The sequence below is a fragment of the Paraburkholderia sp. J7 genome (assembly GCF_905220155.1).
GTDB lineage: Bacteria > Pseudomonadota > Gammaproteobacteria > Burkholderiales > Burkholderiaceae > Paraburkholderia.
In genome coordinates this window covers 163,003-182,368 of sequence record NZ_CAJMYZ010000008.1, presented here as the reverse complement: position 1 = coordinate 182,368, position 19,366 = coordinate 163,003, and the positions used below count along the sequence as shown (strand labels likewise).

The following is a 19,366-nucleotide window of genomic DNA, read 5'->3' as shown; positions in this document are numbered from 1 at the left end:
TCAAGGAGATTCGCATGTCCACCCAGACGAACGCGGCCAACCCGCCGGTTCCCGAAGCGCATTTCAGCGTGGCGGTCATCGGCGGCGGCCAGGCCGGCCTGTCGATGAGCTACTACCTCAAGCAACGCGGCATCGATCATGTCGTGCTCGAAAAGCGCACCGTCACGCATACGTGGCGCGAACAGCGCTGGGACGCGTTCTCGCTTGTCACGCCGAACTGGCAATGCGCGCTGCCGGGCTATCCGTATCGCGGCGACGAACCGCACGGCTTCATGAAGAAGAACGAAATCATCGCGTGGCTCGACGGCTTCATACGCCATGTCGATGCCCCTGTGCGCGAAGGCGTGGCCGTCACGCGCGTGTCGAAGCGGCCCAACGGCGGCTTTCTCGTGCAGACCAGCGAGGGGTCGTTGAGCGCGGACCAGGTCGTGATCGCCTCGGGCGGCTATCACACGCCGATCGTGCCGCGCATGGCCGAGCGGCTTCCCGCTTCGATCGTGCAGATGCAATCGTCGGAGTATCGCAATCCGGCGGCGTTGCCCGAGGGCGCGGTGCTCGTGGTCGGTTCGGGTCAATCGGGCGCGCAGATCGCCGAAGACCTGCATCTCGCGGGGCGCAAGGTCGTGCTCGCCGTCGGCGAAGCGCCGCGCTGCGCACGCTTTTATCGCGGCCGCGACGTGGTCGACTGGCTCGCCGATATGAAGTACTACGACATGCCAGTCGAAGACCATCCGCTACGCGAAGGCGTGCGTGACAACACGAATCACTACGTCACGGGCCGCGACGGCGGGCGCGATATCGATCTGCGCAGGTTCGCGAGCGAAGGCATGGAACTGTACGGCGTGCTCGAGGATTTTGCCGACGGCAAGTTGCGCTTCAAAGGGAATCTGCGCGCCAATCTCGACAGCGCCGACGACACGTACAATCGCATCAACACATCGATCGATCGCTTCATCGCACAGAACGGTATCGACGCGCCGCCGGGCGAACCGTATCGTCCGGTCTGGACGCCGCAGCAGGAGCGCACGTCGCTCGATCTCGCCGCGAGCGGCATCGGCAGCATTATCTGGTGCATCGGTTTTCAGCCCGACTTCGGCTGGATCGATCTGCCGGTCTTCAATGGGCGCGGCTATCCGGGCCACGCGCGCGGCGTGACGGTGCAGGAGGGGCTCTATTTTCTGGGCCTGCCGTGGCTGCATACATGGGGCTCGGGGCGCTTCTCGGGCATCGCGCGCGACGCCGCGTATCTGGCCGACTGCATTTCAGCGCCTGCGAGGCTCGATGCGCGCGCGGCGTGACAGCGAGCGTGTGCCCGCGCAAACCCGCACGCACTACGTCGCGGGCATGCCGGAGCTGGCGTTCGCAGGGCTCTCCGAGCAGTGGCTCCTGCGCACATGCGGGCAACTGCACTGGAACGCGCTGGCGGCACAGGCGCAACTGAACACGCCGGACTTCTACGACGACGAAGGCCGCAAATCGTATGCGGCCTTCACGGCAATTCGCGTGTGCGAAGCGCGCCTCGAAGACGTGAGCGAGAACCAGCGCTTCGCGATCGAAGCGGATGTGAAACGAATTGCGGGCGCGCGCCACTTCGGCCAGTTTCGCGTTTTCACCACCGAGAGCGCGATTGCGAAAGTCGAGATGATGTCTACGTTCGTGCGGCGCGAGCAGGCCGGCGACAACCGTTCGGTATGCAAAGCGATGTTCGCCGGTGCGCCCGCGCCGGCGACGCCCGCCGCCGCGCATGAACTGATCGCGCAAGCAAAGCGGCTGCGCTCGGGCGACTGGACGCGGCATGGCCGTCTCGATCGCGCGGCGCATGCAGTCGAACATGGGGTCGACTATCTGCCTTGTCCCTCGCTCGATTTCAACGGCGCGCATCTGCTGTATTTCGCGAGCTTCCAGTCGATGGTCGAGCGCGCCGAGTGGCATTGGCGGTCCGCGCAGCATTCCGCGCCGCCCACGCTCGTCGAGCGCGACATGGCGTTCTATGGCAACGCGAATGTCGGCGACCGGCTCACGCTGTCGTTCGGCGCGCGCCATGCGGGCCACGACGGGCTCTCGCACTGGTGCGCCATTTCGCGCGCGGCGGATGGCGTGCGCATTGCCGACGTCGTCACACATAAACGGTGGTCGCATGAATGAAGCCCCTATGGCGCCGCGCAAGGCGCTTTATACGCAGACCGATCTCGCCGACGTGCCGTGGCTCGACGCGCGTCCTGGCGAGTATCCGTTCCAGCGCGGCATACACGCGACGATGTACACGCAGCGCCCATGGACTATTCGCCAGTACGCGGGCTACGCCGACGCCGCCACCTCGAATCTCGCGTACCGGGCGGCGCTCGAAAGTGGCGCGAAGGGTTTGTCAGTCGCGTTTGATTTGCCCACGCATCGCGGCTACGACTCGGACCATGAGCGCGCAGCCGCCGAGGTGGGCATGGCGGGCGTTGCGATCGACGCCGTCGAGGACATGAAGCGGCTCTTCGATGGCGTGGCGCTCGACGAAGTCTCCGTATCGATGACGATGAGCGGGGCGGTGCTGCCCGTGCTCGCCGCTTTCATTGTCGCGGCCGAGGAGTCGGGCTTCGACGTGGCGCAACTGCGCGGCACGATCCAGAACGACATTCTCAAGGAGTTCATGGCGCGCAACGCGTATATCTTTGCGCCCGAGCCCTCGTTGCGGATTGCGACCGACGTGGTGCACTACCTGCTCGCGCATTTGCCTCATTTCAACGCGATGTCGATTTCCGGGTATCACCTGCACGAAGCGGGCGCGGATGGCGTGCTCGAACTTGCGCTCACGCTCGCCAACGCGCGCGAATACGTCCGGCGGCTGGTCGAACAAGGGGCCGATGCAGAAAGCGTATGCGCGCAGCTGAGCTTTTTTTTCGCTGTGGGGCGAGACTTTTTTGGCGAAATCGCCAAGCTGCGCGCGGCGCGGGTGTTGTGGGCCGAATTCACGCAGGCACTCGGCGTGCACTTGCCGCGCGCGATGCAACTGCGCATGCATTGCCAGACCGCCGGGTCGAGCCTGCACGCGCAGCGTGCGCAGAACAACGTCGTGCGTACGACCGTGGAGGCCATGGCAGCCATGTTCGGCGGCACGCAGTCGCTGCACACGAACGCGTGGGACGAAGCGCTTTCGCTTCCGGGCGAGGCGGCTGCTACGCTCGCGCGCGACACGCAAGCGATCTTGCAGCACGAAATGGGCCTGTGCGACGTGGTGGATCCATGGGGTGGCTCGTATTTGATCGAATCACTCACGGCGCGCACGGTGGAAGCCGTGAAAGCGCTGCTCGCCGAAATCGATAGTCAAGGCGGCGTAATCGCCGCCATCGAATCGGGCTGGGTACAGGCGCGTTTGCATCGCGGCGCGGCTCGCATGCAGGCGCAGATGGACTCGGGCGAGCGCGTGGTGGTCGGCGTGAATCATAGCCGCGAGGCGCACGCCACCGGGAGCGAGCGGCTCGAAGTCGACGCCCGCATGGTGCGCGCGATGCAGGTCGAGCGCTTGCGGCAGATGAAATCGACCCGCGATGCGCTACGAGTGGCCACCGCACTCGATGCGCTGACGCAATGCGCATGCACGGGCGAGGGCAATTTGCTCGCCGCGACGATAACCGCGATTCGCGCGCGCGCGACGGTTGGCGAATGCACCGCGGCGCTCGAGCGCGTGTGGCCACGCAGGCACGCCGCGCTCGCTTGCGAGGCTCACGCCTGGTCGGGCGCACGCGAGCGCGACGCCGCGTGGCGCAAGGCGCAAGATGCTGTCGAACACTGGCGCGCAGCGTATGGACGCAAGCCGCGCATGGCGCTCGTGAAGCTAGGGCAGGACGGCCATGATCGCGGCGCGCGTGTCGTGGCGGCGGCGCTTGGCGACGCAGGTTTCGACGTCAGCCTGGGGCCGCTCTTTGCGACGCCACACGAGGCGGCTGGCTGGGCGCACGCACGCGAGCCCGATATCGTTGGGGTTTCGACGCTCGCGGGTGCGCACGCGACGCTGGTGCCCGCGCTGCTCGGCGCGTTGCGCGAGCGCGGCTGCGGCGCTCCGGTGGTGCTTGGCGGCATCGTGCCGGAGGCGCATCACGAATCGCTGTTCACCTGCGGTGTGCGGAAGATATTCGGACCGGACACGCCGCTCGATCAGATCGCACTAGATCTCATTGGAATCCTGAATGAAGTGACATCGTCTCTACAGGATTGCTGCACGTCATGACGCGTAGTTCAAGCTTCCCGGTACGGCGCTTCGCGAAGGAGATCGCCCTGATAGAACGCCGGGAAGCGTTCGAGTTGACGCTGTGCGTCTGCGAGGGCGAGGTCCGTGCACAGCACCGCGCTCGAAAAGCCCATGCGTTCCATCTGCAGCACCTGGTCGACGAGCACTTCGCCCGTCGCCCGCAGGTCCCCCTTGAAGCCGAGCCGGCGGCGCACGAGATAAGCCTGGCTATACGCACGGCCATCGGTGAATGAAGGAAAGTGCAGCTCGACCCGCGCGGCGCCTGCGATTTCGGCGGCATAGGCGAGTGGGTCCGCGTCGTTTGGCAACGCGACGACTGGCGTGGCTGCATCGGCGGCATTGTCGTGTGCGCCGAGCAGGCGAATGCGTGCAACGGTCTTCATGCTGGGTCCTCCACGGTTGCGCGAACGGTGTCCGCAGCCGCCTTGAACGGTTCGAGCCCGACCCGGCGCACGGTTTCGATGAACGTCTCGCGGCGTTCGCCGCCGTGCTCGCGCAGCGCCAGATAGCAGCCGATCACCGCTTCGACGGCGTCGGTCACCTCGTGCGCGGCAAACGACGGGCCAATGACCTTGCCGGGCCGCGCGTCGCCGCTGCGCGTGGAGCCGTCCGCGCCGCCGAGCGTAATCTGGTACCACTCCGCGCCGTCCTTGTCGACGCCGAGTATGCCGATATGGCCGCTGTGATGATGGCCGCACGAATTGATGCAGCCGCTGATGTGCAAATCGATCTCGCCGATGTCGTTCAGTTCGTCGAGGTCCTGGTAGCGCTCCATGATGCTCTGCGCGATCGGCAGCGAGCGCGCGTTGGCGAGCGCGCAGAAGTCGCCGCCGGGGCACGCGATCATGTCGGTGAGCAGATGCACGTTGGCGCTGGCGAGCTGGGTGTCGACGGCCGCGCGCCAAAGCGGCAGCAGGTCGTCGGCATGAACCCATGGCAGGACGATGTTCTGTGTGTGCGTCACACGCGCTTCACCGGCCGAGAAGCGGTCCACGAGATCCGCCACGCGCTCGAGCTGGTCTGCCGAGGCGTCTCCTGGCGCCTGCAGGACGCGCTTGAACGAGAGTGTGACGATGCGCAGCGAGGGGTCTTTGTGCGGCGCGACGTTGCGCTCGAGCCAGCGCTGGAACTGCGGCGTTTGGCGGGCCGCGTCCTCGCGTGCGGCGGCAGCGGCGGCGTTGGCGGGGCGGCAGGCGGCTGCTTGCTCCGGCACGACGAAATACGCGCGCATGCGGTCCAGTTCGGGTTGAGGGATCGTATGTGGGCCGCCGTCGAGCTCGACGATCTGCCGGAACTCCTCCTCGACTTCGTCGACGAACCGCTGACCCTCGGCTTTTGCGAGAATCTTGATGCGCGCCTTGTATTTGTTGTCGCGCCGGCCGAACTGGTTGTACACGCGAACGACCGCCTCGATGTAGTTCATGATGTGCCGCCACGGCAGGAATTCGCGCAACACGATGCCGATGACCGGCGTGCGCCCCATGCCGCCGCCCACCGTGACGCGAAAGCCCAGTTCACCGTTTGCATCGTGCACGAGGCGCAGCCCGACGTCGTGCCAGCCGGTCGCCGCGCGATCTTCCGTGGCGCCCGTCACCGCGATCTTGAACTTGCGCGGCAGGAATGCGAACTCGGGATGCAGCGTCGTCCATTGCCGCATGATTTCGGCGAAGGGTCGCGGGTCGGCGATCTCGTCGGGCGCCACGCCTGCGCGCTCGTCGCATGAAATATTGCGGATGCAGTTGCCGCTCGTCTGGATGCCGTGCATGTCGACCGTGGCGAGCAGATCCATCACATCGGCGGCTTTCGACAGCGGAATCCAGTTGAACTGAACGTTGGTGCGCGTCGTGAAGTGCGCGTGGTGGGTTGGCAGGCGCACGGTGCCAAGCTTGCGCTGGGCCTCCATGGCGCGTTGGTAGACCTCGGCTTCGGGCTGATCGTATTCGCGGGCAACCCGCGCGAGCACGCGAAGCTGCGCGCTCGATAGCTCGCCATACGGTACGGCGACACGCAGCATGGGCGCGTGACGCTGCACGTACCAGCCGTTTTGCAGGCGCAGCGGGCGAAACGCGTCCTCGCTTAGCTGGCCGCTTTGCCAGCGTTCGATCTGGTCGCGAAACTGCGCGGCGCGGTTCGCCACGAAGGCTTTGTCGAATTCGTTGTAGCGATACATAGGTAGCTGCGAATAGGCTGGGCGTGCGGTGGACGCGGAGGGAAGACGTTATCGCGCCGCGGGAGGCGCCTCAATGAGCAGATGACGCCTAAATGAGCGCAGCAGATGCAGCGCATACGCGTGGCATTCACGTCCCGGTTCCGCCGCCCGACGAACGCGGCGTGCGGTTTCACTTCGGGCGTTGCGTTTGCGACGCACCAGGCGAGCGTTCTTCCTAGACTATCGTCATGGCCCCAACCCGCGACCGCGATCCGTCGTCTCCGCCGCTTTCCCGCTATCGCAAGAAGCGGGACTTCCGTGTCACGCCCGAACCGGCGCCGTCGGCTGCCAGTCAGTCCGTCGACCACGGACATCTGAGCTTTGTCGTGCAGAAGCACTGGGCAAGCCGGCTGCATTACGATTTCCGGCTCGAACTCGATGGGGTGATGTTGTCGTGGGCCGTGCCCAAGGGCCCTTGTTACGACCCGAAGGAAAAGCGCATGGCCATTCACGTGGAGGACCATCCGGTCGAATATTCCCGCTTCGAAGGGACGATTCCCCCCAGGCACTACGGCGCCGGTGACGTCATTGTCTGGGACCGCGGCACATGGGAGCCTGTCGGCGATCCGCAGGAGGGCATGACGGCTGGCAAGCTGGTCTTCCGGCTCCACGGCGAAAAGCTCGCAGGACTCTGGGAACTGGTTCGGATCTCGAAGCCCGACGACAAGCAGGACCCGTGGATGCTGTTCAAGAAGCGCGATGCATGGGCACAACCGCTGGCGGAATACGATGTCATCAAGGCGCTTCCCGACAGCGTGACGGCGAAACCGCTCGGGCTCATTGAAGAACGCGAGCCGAGGGAGGTGAGGCCTGCGCGCGGCGCAGCGCCCCAGGTGGACCTTTCCGCAGGGGTGACCGCGCCGCTGCCGGCCAAACTCGAGCCGCAACTCGCGACCCTGGCGGCAACGCTGCCCACGAGCGGAGACTGGCTAACCGAAGCTAAACTCGATGGCTATCGCATGCTGTCCCGTGTCGCCAAAGGGCAGGTGCGACTCATCACGCGCGGCGGACTAGACTGGACAACGAAGTTTCCCGAGCTTGCTGCAGAGGTTGGAGCGCTTCCACTCAACAGTGCATGGCTGGATGGTGAAATCGCAGTCCTCAAAAATGGCATTCCGAGTTTCGCCGCGCTGCAAGAGGCGATAGACGGGGCGGCAAGACAGGACATCGTCTACTTCCTGTTCGACCTGATGTACCTGGACGGGAAAGACCTCAGAAAGGTGCCCCTTTGGACGAGGCGCGCGCTTCTCGCGCAGGTCCTTGAAAATGCGGGCGAGCACATCCGGTTCAGCCAGCATTTCGAGGCGCCTCCTGCCCAGCTGTTCGAAGCGGCCGCAGGTCTGGGTCTTGAAGGCCTCATGCTCAAGCGCCGCGACGCGCCCTATGAACCGGGGCGCACACAAACGTGGCTCAAGGCGAAATCCCGGCTTCGCCAGGAACTGGTCATCTGTGGCTTCACCGCACGTGGCGGCAAGGACGGCGAGATTGGCAGCCTGCTGCTGGGCTATTACGTAGACGGCAAGCTTCGCGACGCCGGAAGCGTCGGCACCGGCTGGAATGCGCGGACGGCGCAAGACCTGTGGACGCGGCTGACGCCGCTCGAAGCCGATGCGGCACCATTTGATGTCGATGTCGCCAGGTCGCGCCGGTGGTCCCGGCGTTCGGCCGGCAGCGAGCGCTGGGTTCGCCCCGAACTCGTCGCGGAAGTCGAATTCGCGGACTGGACCACCGATGGCGTCATCCGCCAGGCCTCGTTCAGAGGTCTGCGAATCGACAAGCCGCCACGCGGCGTGGTCCGGGAGGGGGGGAAGACGCAGGCGCCTGAACCTTCGCCGAAGCTGAAAATCACGCATCCGGAACGTGTCGTCGACCCGACGACCGGCATCACGAAGGCAGACCTGGTGCGCTACTACGCGAGCATCGCGGAGCGGATACTGCCGCATCTGAAGGCGCGGCCCCTCGCCATGGTCCGTGCCCCCGACGGCATTGCGGAACAGCTGTTCTTCCAGAAGCATGCCGAGAGAACGAACATGCCCGGCCTGACGGCTCATGACCGCAGTCTTTGGCCGAATCATCCGCCGCTGCTAACCGTCGACACCGTCGACGCCCTGCTGTCGGCGGCCCAAATGAATGTCGTCGAGTTTCATACGTGGAATTCGACGGTCCGGCGACTCGACAAGCCCGACCGCGTCATCTTCGACCTGGACCCCGGCGAGGGCGTGAAATGGGGGCGCGTTCAGGAAGCCGCGCTCCTGGTTCAAACGCTGCTCTCGGAACTGGGGCTGGAAGCCTGGCTGAAAACGAGCGGCGGGAAAGGGCTGCATGTCGTCGTGCCGCTGGCCCCACGGCTGGGCTACGAGGCGGTCAAATCGTTCTCGCAGGCCTTCGTGCGGCATCTCGCGAAAACGATTCCCGAGCGCTTTTCGGCGACCGCGGGGGCTTCGAACCGCATCGGCAAGGTCTACGTCGATTACCTGCGCAACGGCAAGGGGCAGACGACCGCCGCGGCGTTTTCCGCGCGGGCGCGGGCCGGAATGGGCGTCTCGATGCCGGTTGCCTGGGAGCAGTTGAACGACCTGAAAAGCGGCGCGCAGTGGACGGTGCAGACCGCTCGCGATTACCTCAGCTTCCAGCAGCAGGACCCGTGGGCGGATTACGGGGCGGCGGCGCAATCATTGGCATCGGCCATAAAGCTCCTAAAATGAAACGACCGCTGCCCGGCGGCGGCACGGGCCTTGCGCCAGGCGCCGTGCCGAATGTGCCAATGCCGCGAGGAGAAGTCCATGCCCGCCCGCTCAATTGCCTCCCTGTCGCTCTCCTTCGGGCTCGTTTCGATACCGGTGAAGCTCTACACCGCGACCGAGAGTTCGTCCGATGTCCGCTTTCATATGCTCGCGCCCGACGGCTCGCGCGTGAAGCAGCAGTACGTCTCCGAGAAGACGGGCGATGTCGTCGAGCGCTCGAGCATGAACAAGGGCTACGAGTTCGAAAAGGACCGGTTCGTGGTCTTCACCAGCGATGAGCTAAAGGCGCTGGAGGACGCTGCGAGTCATGTTGTCGAGATCATGGCCTTCATCCCGGAGGAGGCGATTGACCCGGTCTTCTACGACAAGGCCTATTACATTGCACCCGACAAGCGCGGCGGAAAACCATACAGCCTGCTGCAGCAGGCGCTCGCACAAAGCGGACGCTGCGCTTTGGCGAAATGGGCGTCCAAAGGCAGGACGCGGATCGTGCAGGTGCGCCCCGAGGAAGATGGACTCGTCTTTCAGCAACTGCTTTATGCGGACGAGGTGCGCTCGCTGGCGGACCTGCATGTCGAACGCGTCGAAGTGTCCGATACCGAGATGAAACTCGCGCTGCAGATCATCGAGCAGGGCGCCGAAGACAATTACGACCCGAAGGCGTACGAGGATGAAGAGAAGAAGCGCATTCTCGCGGCTATCGACGAAAAGATTGCAGGCAAGCAGGTCGTCGTTCACGAGCCTGACGAAGAACTGGCCGGCGGCGGCCAGGTGATCGACCTGATGGATGCCTTGCGCGCCAGCCTCAAGGGCGGCGCGAAAGCAAAAGCGGCTCCGGCACCCAGGCGCAGCAAGAGCGCGGAGCCCGTTGCCGAATTGCCTGTCGCGCCTAAAACGCGCAAGCCACCGGCGCGTGCAGCGAAAGCACCCGCTGAAGCGCCTGCAAAGGTCCGGGCACGCAAGTGACGCCACAAGTCGCCACGCGCGAGATTTCGATGCGTGAGTTGCAGGCCATGCTGGGCGTCTCGCGCAGCGTGGTTTCAGGCCTCATTGCTGCGGGCTTCGTGACACCGTCGCGGGGGCCACGAAACGCATACCGCTTTACGTTCCAGGATGTCGTGCTGCTGCGCACCGCGTTGCAGTTGCGCGACGCCCGCATACCGACGCGCAAAATCATCACGGCGCTCTCGCGGCTGCGAGACGAACTGCCCGACGAGTTGCCGCTCACAGGGATTCGCGTATCGGCGGTCGGCAACAATGTGGCCGTGCGGACCGGCCCTTCGCAATGGGACGCTGCGACAGGTCAGTTCCTGCTGGATTTCGAAGTCGCGCAAATCAAGGGCGATGTCGTCTTTCTCGACTCGGCGCCTGCGCACGAGGATCTCGCGCACCAGGCCCACGAGTGGTACGACCTCGGCGAACAGTTGCGGACATCCGATGTGAACGGTGCCGAAAGGGCGTACAAGAAGGCCATCGAGTTATCTCCGCAGCCTTTTTATGCTGCCTACGTGGACCTCGGCGCGCTGCTGTGCGAACGCGAAGCGCGCTGCGAAGATGCGCTGCACGTATTCGACGAGGCGCTAGCTCACTTCCCCGACGATGCCGTGTTGCACTTCAATCGCGCGATTGCGTTCGAGGAGATGGGTCGCTTCGAGGACGCTGAGCGAAGCTATATACGTTGTCTGGAACTCGACCCGTCGTACGCGGATGCTCACCACAATCTGGCGATGCTGCTCGAGAAACGCGGCGATCCACAGGGCCTCGTTCGTCATCTAAGCGCGTATCGTCGCCTCACGAGCTGACAGGCCCCGGTATTCAATGTGGAGTTGGAAGCGACTTCAGTCCATCAAGCCAGTCGTTGAACATTCTGGATGCCTGAATAGCTAATGCCGTCGCATATCCAGCCGTTCCTCGTCTGAGATCGGCCACATTCTGTCCCGGCGTGATGCCAATCTCGACTGCGTGCCCGATGAGCCAGCGGTCGAATCCATGCTCCTTTACCTCCGGGTGAAACTGCACGCCAAGCACGTTTGAGCCTATCGAAAAAGCCTGGTGAGGATAGACATGGCTCGATGCGAGCAGCCTCGCGCCTTCTGGCAGGTCAAATGTGTCTCCATGCCAGTGGAGTACGTGACATGCCGCTTCACGCAAATGCCTGAGTGGCGAGGCCATCCCTTCCTGCGTGATAGAAATGGTTCCCCATCCGAGTTCGCGTTTGCCTCCCGGATAAACCTTCGCGCCGGCCGACGCAGCGATCAACTGCGCGCCGAGGCAGATGCCAAGCGTCGGAAGATCTCGGGCAATCCGTTCCGCCAGCACGACTTTCAGATTGCCGAGCCACGGATACCGGTCTTCCTCGTAAGCGCCGATCGGCCCTCCGAGTATGACGAGCAGATCCGGACCGTCGGGCGTGATTGCCGAGAGGTCGTCAAGACCCGCATCGAGATACTGAATCTCAGCGCCCCGAGACCTAAGCACCTCCTCGAATGTTCCGAGGTCTTCGAAGTGGACGTGTCGCACTGCGACTACGCGAAGCGGCGGGACTGGAGTGACTGGCATACGGACGAAGATATCGATGAAAGCAGGGGGCGACGGCCCGCAGCCATCCAGCCGCTGCGGGCGCTCATGAGGCGAGCAAACTGGCGACGTTCCTTACTCGAAGAAAGAGTCTTCGAGCAGCATGTCCTCGAAGAACGCGCCGTAGTTCAACTTCGGATGCCGAATGTGAATCTCCAGCACCCAAAGCAGTCGCGACGGGCAAAAATCCACGTCGGCCATCGGGCCTTCGTACGTTGCTGCGTGGGGAAAGTCCGAAACCCGGTGGCCGGAGAGGTCGAGATTCAATTCCCACCCCATCGCCTGCGCTTGCGAGACGGCGAACTCATAGAGGACCTTCCCGGTGCTTGCGTCGCTGAGCCACTTTTGGCGCACGATATGAAAAAGCTTGCGCGCATCTGCGGCGCAGCGCGCCATGTCGGCATCGTTGCCGAAGACGAACGTGTCGCCGCCGTCTCCCTCCCATTTCTCGAATACGGGGCCGATGTCGACGAACATGATGTCGGTTTCCTTGAGCACGACGCCCGGCTCGGAATCGGCGCCGAACGTTTTGGTCGTGTTCGAGCCGAAGCGGACATAGACATCGTGCCAGCCGCGAAGCATCTTGTTGGCGGCGAGAATCTCCTTCGCGATTTCCACCGCATCTTCCTCGACCATGCCGGGCTGACAACGCGCCGCGATCTCGTGGATGATCTTGCGCGTCTTGTCGCGCACCATGAGCATCGGCGCTTCGGAGAATTCGGCACCGACCTGTTCGAGTTGCACTTGTTCGAGCACTGCGTTCATACGGACGACTCCTTTTTTGTGGGGTTGACCGACGGCAGGCGCATGGCGAGGCCGTCGAGTTCAGGGGTGATGCGTAGCTGGCAGCCGAGCCGGCTTGACGGACCGGCTTCCGGAAGGCAGGCGAGAAGATTGCGCTCGGTTCGGGAGCACGGGGCGGCGCGCTCGATCCATGCGGGTTCGAGTTCCACCAGACAGGTCCCGCACGACGCCTTGCCGCCGCAGACCGACATGACGGGCAGCCCGGCAGACTTGAGCGCGCTCAGGACCGACTCGCCGACCCTGGCAGCAACGAACTGGCCGTCGACGCTCAGCCGAACGGAATCCAGCGCGCTAGGATCGTTCGCGATGGTCGCCACGTCCGACGCTGCTTCGAATGCATCCGAGGCAAACGTGGCGACCGGAACAGTGGCTTCCGCCACGAAAATTGCGTAGGCATCCTCAATCATTCGTGGGTTGCCGCAGGCGAGCACATGCGTATGCGCGGGCTCGCTCAGGGCGCCTGCCGCCACGTGCTGCACATAGCCCGCCTGGCTGCCGGACAAAACCGGCACGAACCGGAAGCCCGCATGTGTCGCCTGCCAGGCGTCGAGCACGTCGGTTGCGTAGAAGTCACCTTGCGCGCGTGCCCCCCAATAGAGCGTGACGCGACGACGCGGGTTCGTCGGCAGGAACGCTTCGAGCATGGCAAGGAACGGGGCTACGCCGGTTCCCGTGGCCAGCATCACGACAGGACCGTCGCCCTCCGGGAACGCGAAAGCCCCGAGCGGCCCCGTGATGTCGAACTCGTCTCCAATACGCGTGCGGCTGACGACCCGGTCCGAGAACGCGCCACCGGGCCAGCGGCGCACGTGCAGTGCGATCCGGTTGTCCGCCGAGGGAGCGCACGCCATGGAGTAGCAGCGGCTCGGGCCGCTGGATCGGCCAATGCCCACGTACTGGCCGGGCCGGAAGCAAAAGCGACCCTGTGGCTTGAGGACCAGTTCCCGAACGTCGTCCGAGAGCCATCGGCTCGAATGCAAGGTTGCGCGCATGTTCATTGCTCGCCGAGTTGAAACTGCGCATGCATGCGCTCCAGATCCTCGCGGATCGAAATCGACACGTGCGGCTTGCGCTTGTGGAACGACCCCACCCAGAGCGCACCGGCGGCGAGATAGGCGAGGTAGGCGTACGGGAAGTACTTGATCGGCGCAGGGGGGATCGGGTAGACCGACCCGACCGCGGGAATGAGCAGAAGCAGCAGCGAGCAGGCGCACAGGAACCAGTCACGGCCGCGTAGCTCACCCAGGCGCAGGAGATAGAACGGTGCGCTGAGCGTGATGAGCACGTAAGGCACGAGGAACCCGAACGCGGCCATGGTGCCGGCCCAGTTGAAGATATCGAGCGCCGCTTGATGACAGAGCACGAGCACGGTCGGGACAGCGAACGCGATGACCGCCATGATCGCGACGGCAACGTGCGGCGTCGCATTCTTGTGGTGAGTCCCGGCAATCGCGCCGTGGAAGATGCCGTGGCGGCCCATCGCAAAGATGACCCGCGAGCCCGCGTTGATGCACGACAGGCACAAGGCGAAGAAGCTCACCATCGCGCCGACCGACAGCGGAATTTGCAGTAGCCCGACGTGAGCCATCTGGGCCATCACGTTCAACGGTGCATCGATCTGGTCCAGCGGCTCGTGATAGCCGCGCGTGCCGATGATCATCGCGTAGGTCACGAAGACGAAGAACGCGCCCGAGATGATCAGGCTCCAGATAACCGCACGCGGAATGTTGCGCAGCGGATTCTGCGCTTCGTCGCCGAACGCCGTGGCGCACTCGAAGCCGACCAGACTGAAGATCGCGACGACGACGCCCAGCCCGACATTGGACCAGGGAAGCTTCGAGACCGTGAACTGCGCGGTGTCGACGACGAAATGGTGTTCGGCGAGCACGATGACCGACAGCACCAGAATGAGCAGCATCGAAACGCCCTCGAGCACCAGCATCAGCATGGCCGAAAGCTGCACGTTCCTGTAAGCGAGGTAGAACGCCACGCCGCCGCAAATCGCGAACAGCACGACCGAGGGCACGCTGAGACCGACCATGTCGAGCAGCTTGCCCGCGAAGATCGAAAAGCCGGTGATGCCGGCCATCGAGATGCCGAGATAGGCCCAGATCAGCGACCACCCGCCAATGCCGCCTGAGGTGAGTCCGAGGCCTCGGCAGATATAGCTGTACATGGAGCCGGACGAGGTCGAGCGCTTGGCGAACTGGTTCAGGTTCAGCGCGACGAACAGCAGCATGACGGTGCCGAGCACGTAGGAAAGCCAGCTCCACTCGCCGGTGTTGCCATACATGACGGGGATGATCAGCGCCGCCGTCATCGTGGGAGAGATCAAGGCGATGCCTTGAGCCAGAAGCTCGACAAAGCTTAGGCAGTTCGAGCGTAGTTGCGTGTGACTCATGTTCAGCCCCTTTCGATGCACAGCCTGTGTTGTGGGTAGAAAACGTCGCAATTGGCAAATAGGCATTTCGATGAGGGGATGGTATGGTCGCTACTGGGCCAGATAAAACCTCCAGTTTTTTTATTTCCATGGGTCCAGTTGGAGCGGACGATGCTGAGAACGTGGGATCTGAAAATCGTGATCCAGCGCGAGGGCGGGCCGGTGGCGCGCCAGATCGTGCAGGCCATCATTCAGGAGATACGGCGTGGGCGCCTCACGCCCGGCGCGCCGTTGCCGGGCTCCCGGGAACTGGCAAAGGCGCTGGATGTGAACCGCAAGACCGTGGTGCTCGCGTATGAAGAACTCACCGCGCAAGGCTGGCTGACCTCGGAAAAGACGCGCGGCACGTTCGTGTCCTCGGCGCTGCCGGAAAAAGGCATCGAGGCCGTGAAGCCGGCCGACTCGGGCATCGCACGCGATCTGGGTGTGAGGCTGGCGGGCAGCGGCCCGGACGTTCAATGCCTCTACGGCGAGGACGGCTATCTCACGTTCGACGACGGCGCGCCGGACACCCGCCTCGTGCCGGTGGCCGAACTGGCGGCGGCCTGGCGCAAGGCGCTGCTCGCGGCGTCACAGCGCAACCGGCTTGGCTATGGCGACCCTCGCGGCACGCTGCGCCTGCGGCGCGAAATTCTCGGCATGCTGAGCAGCGAGCGGGGGATCACGGCGAACGAAGACAACATCTGTATCGTGCGCGGCAGTCAGATGGGCATCTATGTCGCCGCGCGCGTGCTGATTCGTCCGGGGGATTGCGTCGTGGTCGAGGAGCTGACCTATCCGCCGGCGCGCGAAGCGTTCCGCGCCGCGGGCGCCGAGATCGTCACGGTGGGGTTGGACGAAGACGGCCTGAAGGTCGATGAGCTGGAAAAGCTCTGCTACCGCAAGCGCGTGCGCGCTGTCTACGTGACGCCGCATCACCAGTTTCCCACCACGGTCCTGCTGCCCGCTGCCCGGCGCATGCGGATGCTGGCGCTCGCCGAACAGTTCGACTTCGCGATCATCGAAGACGACTACAGCCACGAATTCCACTTTACGCATCGGCCGATGCTGCCGCTCGCGAGCTTCGACCGCAGAGGCAAGGTCGTCTACGTCGGGTCGATGTCGAAGCTGCTTACGCCGTCGCTGCGCATTGGCTACCTGATCGCGCCGCAGCCGTTCATCGACCGCGCGGCGGGGGAAGTCACCATCATCGACCGGCAAGGCGACCCTGCGACGGAGGCGGCGGTCTCGGATCTGCTGGCGAGCGGCGTCATTCACAGCCATACGAAAAAGGTGATGAAGATTTACGCCGAGCGACGCGACCTTCTCGCGCGCCTGCTCGCGACGCATCTCGACGAATGGCTCTCCTTCGAGCTTCCCATTGGAGGCCTCGCCCTCTGGACGGTTTGCAAGCAGGACATCGACATGGCCGCGCTTCAGGACGCTGCGGCTCGCGAGGGCGTCCGGTTTTTGGCCGCCGGTCAGTTTTCCGCGAAGCATCGCTCGTTGCCTGCTCTGCGGCTTGGTTTTGGCAGTTTAAATGCGGAGGAGCTGACGGATGGCGTGCAACGGTTGCAGCGGGCGTTTCTGACGGCTTAGCGCTTTCGTCCGCGCCGAAACGAATCGCCTTGATGACGCGATTTGATAGCAGATTGGCACGGCTCGCCAGTGCCTGGCGCGATCCGCAGTCCTATGATGACGTCAATCGAAGCACCACCGACTGAGGCATTCATGACCCGGCAATCCAACACCGCGCTGATCACCGGCGCATCCAGCGGCATCGGCCAGGAACTGGCCCGGATTCACGCAAAGAACCAAGGCGACCTCGTGCTGGTAGCGCGCTCGCGCGACAAGCTCGACGCGTTCAAGCGCGAACTGGAGGTGCAGCACGGTATCGCCGCGACCGTGATCGCCGAGGATCTGTCGAAGCCGGGCGCCGCGCAACGTATCTTCGAGCAGACGCAGGCACTTGGCATCACGATCGACGTGCTGATCAACAACGCCGGCTTTGGCGGGCATGGGCTCTTTCACGAGCAAAACCTGATAGCCGCTCAGGCGATGATGCAGGTCAATATGGTCGCGCTGACCGAACTCACGCACCTGTATCTCAAGGGCATGGTGCAACGCAATCGCGGTCGCATCCTGAATGTGTCGTCGACTGCGTCGTTCATGCCCGGCCCGCTGCAGGCGGTGTATTACGCGACCAAAGCCTATGTGACTTCATTCACGCAGGCGATTGCCGAAGAGGTGGCGGTCTCTGGCATTACGGCGACCGCGCTGTGCCCCGGGGCGGTGGCGACCGGGTTCGTCGCGGCAGGCAACCTGGAAGGTGTCGATATCTGGAAGCAGGCGAAGTCGGCGCAGTCGGTGGCGCAATGCGGCTACGCTGCCATGCAGCGCGGCGAACTCGTCGCGTTCAATGAGGGCAAGCTCAAATTCCTGCTGAACTGGGTCGTGCCGCTGCTGCCGCGCAAGACCATGCTGAAGATGTCGCGCCAGGCCATGGAAAAGGCCTGATCACCCGGTTGCATAGGGCAGTACACGATGAAACCAGCCAACCGATTCGTGATCGCCAGCAACTGGAGGGCGATGCTGAGCGACATGCAGATCGATCCTGCCGTGGTGCTGGCCCACGCGGGGCTGCCCGCCGATCTGTTCCAGCGTGGCGACATCGCGCTGTCGGCGCCTGACTACTTCCGGCTGTGGCACGGCATGGAACTGGCCGCGGGCGAGCGGGAAGTGCCGCTGCTCTTTGCCGGGCACTTCAAGGCCGAGGCCTTCGATGCCCCTATCTTCGCGAGCCTGTGCAGCCCGAACTTCAACATCGCTGCCGCGCGGCTGCGCCACTACAAGCCGTTGATTGGTCCGATGCTGCTGGACGTGGATCAGGGCCTGGAATCGACGCGCCTGAGCTTGAGCGTTTATGGCGCACAGGGCCCGCTCCCGCGTTCGCTCTGCCTGGCCGAACTGGTGTTCTTCTGCCAACTGATCCGGGTCGGTACGCGCGAGCACATCGTGCCGCAGGGGGCATGGCTACCCGAACTGCCGCGAAACCTCGCGGCTTATGAAGCGTACTTCGGGTGCCCACTGCGTCAGGGTGATCGAACCGAGGTTCGTTTCTCAGCCGCCGATGCAGCGAGGCCGTTCCTGACCTCGAATGCCGCCATGTGGGACTTCTTCGAAAGCAAGCTGAACCAGAAGCTGGCCGACATGGACGCTCGCGCCAGCACGACCGAGCGGGTTCGGGCGGTGCTCGTCGAGGCGCTGCCGAGCGGCGAGACGAGCGTCGAAGCGGTCGCCGACAGGCTGGCCATGAGCAAGCGCACGCTGCAGCGTAAGCTGAGTGCCGAAGCCGAAAATTTTCAACGCATCCTGACGTCGACCCGGGCCGAACTGGCCGACCATTACCTGAAGCAGTCGGCGCTGTCGTTGGCCGAGATCTCTTTTCTGCTGGGGTTTCAGGAACCCAACTCGTTCATCCGCGCGTATCAAGGCTGGAAAGGGATGTCGCCGGGGTCTTTTCGATTGCGGATTCATTGATCTACAGTCGGCGCCAGCCTTTTCACGACTCGTCGGCAGGTTGATTGCCGGGCGTCCGCAGCACCGTTGTTGCTCTCCATGTGGCCGGACTGGAGAGGGCGGCGATCTGGCGCTGCATCAAAAAACCGCCGGGCAGCCTCAAGAACCCTTCAGGCTTGCCGATAAGACACGAGTACGGCGTTATTCGGCGACACGTAACGTCTCAACTCACGGCGAGCAAGATCACATGCAGATTCAACCCATTAGTGCGACGACGACCGCTTACGGCAGCGGCACGAACGGCAGCGCCGCTTCGAATGCGAACACCGGCGCGCAGACGTCGACGAGCGGCGCAGGCGACGGCGCGTCCTCGGGCACGGCATCGTCGAACTCGAACGCCGACAGCGCGACGGGCTCGACGGGCTCGACGGGCTCGGCTGGCTCCTCGGCGAGCGCTTCGAGCGCGTCCGGCAGCGGCAATGCGACTTCCACGCAAAGCACGTCGGCCGGCACGCGAGCAGGCGGGGGCGGTGGGGGAGGCGGCGCTTCGTCCTCCAGCAGTTCTTCATCGAGCGAACTCGATGCACTGAATACGCTGATCGCGTCGCTTCAGGCGCAGCTCGCGCAGGTGTCGTCGCAAACGTCGGGCGCGGCGGCGCAAGGTTCGAACTCGGGCGAGATCAGCCAGCTCAAGGCGCAGATCCAGAGTGCGCAAAGCGCGCTGAGTTCGGCGTCGCAATCGGATGCGAGCCAGGTCAGCCAGATCGCGTCGCAACTGGAGAGCGTGCAGAGTTCGCTGGCGCAGTTGATGGTCGCCAGCGGCAAGACTACGGGGCTGGTTTCGAGCACGGCGTGAG

At 64.1% G+C, this 19,366-nt stretch carries 16 protein-coding genes; 10 read left to right on the top strand and 6 right to left on the bottom strand.

The window, feature by feature from the left end:
* Nucleotides 1-14 precede the first annotated feature (14 nt).
* The 3 genes from U5A58_RS15480 to scpA are packed head-to-tail and all read left to right on the top strand — an operon-like array spanning nucleotide 15 to nucleotide 4,216.
* On the top strand, nucleotides 15-1,298 hold the full coding sequence (locus U5A58_RS15480) for an MSMEG_0569 family flavin-dependent oxidoreductase (protein ID WP_321962059.1): 1,284 nt from the start codon (nucleotides 15-17) through the stop codon (nucleotides 1,296-1,298).
* Nucleotides 1,282-2,145 carry a Pnap_2097 family protein gene (locus U5A58_RS15475; protein ID WP_321962058.1) on the top strand — a complete coding sequence of 288 codons (864 nt, stop codon included), beginning with the start codon at nucleotides 1,282-1,284 and terminating at the stop codon, nucleotides 2,143-2,145. The genes U5A58_RS15480 and U5A58_RS15475 overlap by 17 nt, the downstream gene beginning before the upstream one ends.
* A complete protein-coding gene (scpA, locus tag U5A58_RS15470) occupies nucleotides 2,138-4,216 on the top strand; it encodes a methylmalonyl-CoA mutase (RefSeq protein WP_321962057.1) in 2,079 nt (692 codons plus the stop codon). The genes U5A58_RS15475 and scpA overlap by 8 nt, the downstream gene beginning before the upstream one ends.
* A gap of 8 nt (nucleotides 4,217-4,224) precedes the next feature.
* On the opposite strand, the gene U5A58_RS15465 is transcribed toward scpA, so the two are convergent.
* A complete protein-coding gene (locus U5A58_RS15465) occupies nucleotides 4,225-4,620 on the bottom strand; it encodes a DUF934 domain-containing protein (RefSeq protein ID WP_321962056.1) in 396 nt (131 codons plus the stop codon).
* Nucleotides 4,617-6,407 (bottom strand): nitrite/sulfite reductase, encoded by a 1,791-nt coding sequence (locus U5A58_RS15460; RefSeq protein ID WP_321962055.1) that lies wholly within the window; start codon nucleotides 6,405-6,407, stop codon nucleotides 4,617-4,619. The genes U5A58_RS15465 and U5A58_RS15460 overlap by 4 nt, the downstream gene beginning before the upstream one ends.
* 227 nt (nucleotides 6,408-6,634) lie before the next feature.
* On the opposite strand from U5A58_RS15460, the gene ligD reads away from it, so the two are divergent.
* The 3 genes from ligD (at nucleotide 6,635) to U5A58_RS15445 (ending at nucleotide 10,992) form a co-directional block, all read left to right on the top strand.
* A complete protein-coding gene (ligD, locus tag U5A58_RS15455) occupies nucleotides 6,635-9,151 on the top strand; it encodes a DNA ligase D (protein WP_321962054.1) in 2,517 nt (838 codons plus the stop codon).
* 78 nt (nucleotides 9,152-9,229) lie between these two features.
* Nucleotides 9,230-10,156 (top strand): Ku protein, encoded by a 927-nt coding sequence (locus U5A58_RS15450; protein WP_321962053.1) that lies wholly within the window; start codon nucleotides 9,230-9,232, stop codon nucleotides 10,154-10,156.
* A gap of 29 nt (nucleotides 10,157-10,185) precedes the next feature.
* Nucleotides 10,186-10,992, top strand: a complete 807-nt coding sequence (locus U5A58_RS15445) for a tetratricopeptide repeat protein (RefSeq protein WP_415774233.1) — start codon at nucleotides 10,186-10,188, stop codon at nucleotides 10,990-10,992.
* A gap of 13 nt (nucleotides 10,993-11,005) precedes the next feature.
* Here the strand turns inward: U5A58_RS15445 and U5A58_RS15440 are convergent, their stop codons facing one another.
* The 4 genes from U5A58_RS15440 to U5A58_RS15425 form a co-directional block, all read right to left on the bottom strand.
* Nucleotides 11,006-11,749 carry a glutamine amidotransferase gene (locus U5A58_RS15440; RefSeq protein WP_321962051.1) on the bottom strand — a complete coding sequence of 248 codons (744 nt, stop codon included), beginning with the start codon at nucleotides 11,747-11,749 and terminating at the stop codon, nucleotides 11,006-11,008.
* Between the two features lie 93 nt (nucleotides 11,750-11,842).
* Nucleotides 11,843-12,532, bottom strand: a complete 690-nt coding sequence (locus U5A58_RS15435) for a M24 family metallopeptidase (protein WP_321962050.1) — start codon at nucleotides 12,530-12,532, stop codon at nucleotides 11,843-11,845.
* Nucleotides 12,529-13,563: a flavin reductase family protein gene (locus U5A58_RS15430; RefSeq protein ID WP_321962049.1), complete on the bottom strand. Its 1,035-nt coding sequence runs from the start codon at nucleotides 13,561-13,563 to the stop codon at nucleotides 12,529-12,531. Before U5A58_RS15430 ends, U5A58_RS15435 begins: the two co-directional genes overlap by 4 nt.
* Before the next feature lie 2 nt (nucleotides 13,564-13,565).
* Entirely contained in the window at nucleotides 13,566-14,972 is a 1,407-nt protein-coding gene (locus U5A58_RS15425) for an APC family permease (RefSeq protein WP_321962048.1), read from the bottom strand.
* Between the two features lie 150 nt (nucleotides 14,973-15,122).
* Between U5A58_RS15425 and U5A58_RS15420 the strand changes: the two genes are divergently transcribed.
* The 4 genes from U5A58_RS15420 (at nucleotide 15,123) to U5A58_RS15405 (ending at nucleotide 19,365) form a co-directional block, all read left to right on the top strand.
* On the top strand, nucleotides 15,123-16,589 hold the full coding sequence (locus tag U5A58_RS15420) for a PLP-dependent aminotransferase family protein (protein WP_321962047.1): 1,467 nt from the start codon (nucleotides 15,123-15,125) through the stop codon (nucleotides 16,587-16,589).
* Nucleotides 16,590-16,721: 132 nt separating this feature from the next.
* The gene (locus U5A58_RS15415) at nucleotides 16,722-17,507 is read left to right on the top strand and encodes an SDR family oxidoreductase (protein WP_321914577.1); all 786 of its coding nucleotides are present in this window, start codon (nucleotides 16,722-16,724) and stop codon (nucleotides 17,505-17,507) included.
* Nucleotides 17,508-17,534: 27 nt separating this feature from the next.
* Nucleotides 17,535-18,530, top strand: coding sequence for an AraC family transcriptional regulator (locus tag U5A58_RS15410; RefSeq protein ID WP_321962046.1), 996 nt, complete (start codon nucleotides 17,535-17,537; stop codon nucleotides 18,528-18,530).
* 226 nt (nucleotides 18,531-18,756) lie between these two features.
* Nucleotides 18,757-19,365, top strand: a complete 609-nt coding sequence (locus U5A58_RS15405) for a hypothetical protein (RefSeq protein ID WP_321962045.1) — start codon at nucleotides 18,757-18,759, stop codon at nucleotides 19,363-19,365.
* Nucleotide 19,366: the final 1 nt, after the last annotated feature.

What these genes read in the sequence shown, in the direction of transcription:
- U5A58_RS15415 (WP_321914577.1), top strand. Translation starts at nt 16,722, where the DNA reads ATGACCCGGCAATCCAACACCGCGCTGATCACCGGCGCATCCAGCGGC.
- U5A58_RS15430 (WP_321962049.1), bottom strand. Translation starts at nt 13,563, where the DNA reads ATGCGCGCAACCTTGCATTCGAGCCGATGGCTCTCGGACGACGTTCGG.
- U5A58_RS15450 (WP_321962053.1), top strand. Translation starts at nt 9,230, where the DNA reads ATGCCCGCCCGCTCAATTGCCTCCCTGTCGCTCTCCTTCGGGCTCGTT.
- scpA (WP_321962057.1), top strand. Translation starts at nt 2,138, where the DNA reads ATGAATGAAGCCCCTATGGCGCCGCGCAAGGCGCTTTATACGCAGACC.
- U5A58_RS15420 (WP_321962047.1), top strand. Translation starts at nt 15,123, where the DNA reads ATGCTGAGAACGTGGGATCTGAAAATCGTGATCCAGCGCGAGGGCGGG.
- U5A58_RS15480 (WP_321962059.1), top strand. Translation starts at nt 15, where the DNA reads ATGTCCACCCAGACGAACGCGGCCAACCCGCCGGTTCCCGAAGCGCAT.
- ligD (WP_321962054.1), top strand. Translation starts at nt 6,635, where the DNA reads ATGGCCCCAACCCGCGACCGCGATCCGTCGTCTCCGCCGCTTTCCCGC.
- U5A58_RS15460 (WP_321962055.1), bottom strand. Translation starts at nt 6,407, where the DNA reads ATGTATCGCTACAACGAATTCGACAAAGCCTTCGTGGCGAACCGCGCC.
- U5A58_RS15465 (WP_321962056.1), bottom strand. Translation starts at nt 4,620, where the DNA reads ATGAAGACCGTTGCACGCATTCGCCTGCTCGGCGCACACGACAATGCC.
- U5A58_RS15475 (WP_321962058.1), top strand. Translation starts at nt 1,282, where the DNA reads ATGCGCGCGCGGCGTGACAGCGAGCGTGTGCCCGCGCAAACCCGCACG.
- U5A58_RS15445 (WP_415774233.1), top strand. Translation starts at nt 10,186, where the DNA reads ATGCGTGAGTTGCAGGCCATGCTGGGCGTCTCGCGCAGCGTGGTTTCA.
- U5A58_RS15410 (WP_321962046.1), top strand. Translation starts at nt 17,535, where the DNA reads ATGAAACCAGCCAACCGATTCGTGATCGCCAGCAACTGGAGGGCGATG.
- U5A58_RS15435 (WP_321962050.1), bottom strand. Translation starts at nt 12,532, where the DNA reads ATGAACGCAGTGCTCGAACAAGTGCAACTCGAACAGGTCGGTGCCGAA.
- U5A58_RS15425 (WP_321962048.1), bottom strand. Translation starts at nt 14,972, where the DNA reads ATGAGTCACACGCAACTACGCTCGAACTGCCTAAGCTTTGTCGAGCTT.
- U5A58_RS15440 (WP_321962051.1), bottom strand. Translation starts at nt 11,749, where the DNA reads ATGCCAGTCACTCCAGTCCCGCCGCTTCGCGTAGTCGCAGTGCGACAC.
- U5A58_RS15405 (WP_321962045.1), top strand. Translation starts at nt 18,757, where the DNA reads ATGCAGATTCAACCCATTAGTGCGACGACGACCGCTTACGGCAGCGGC.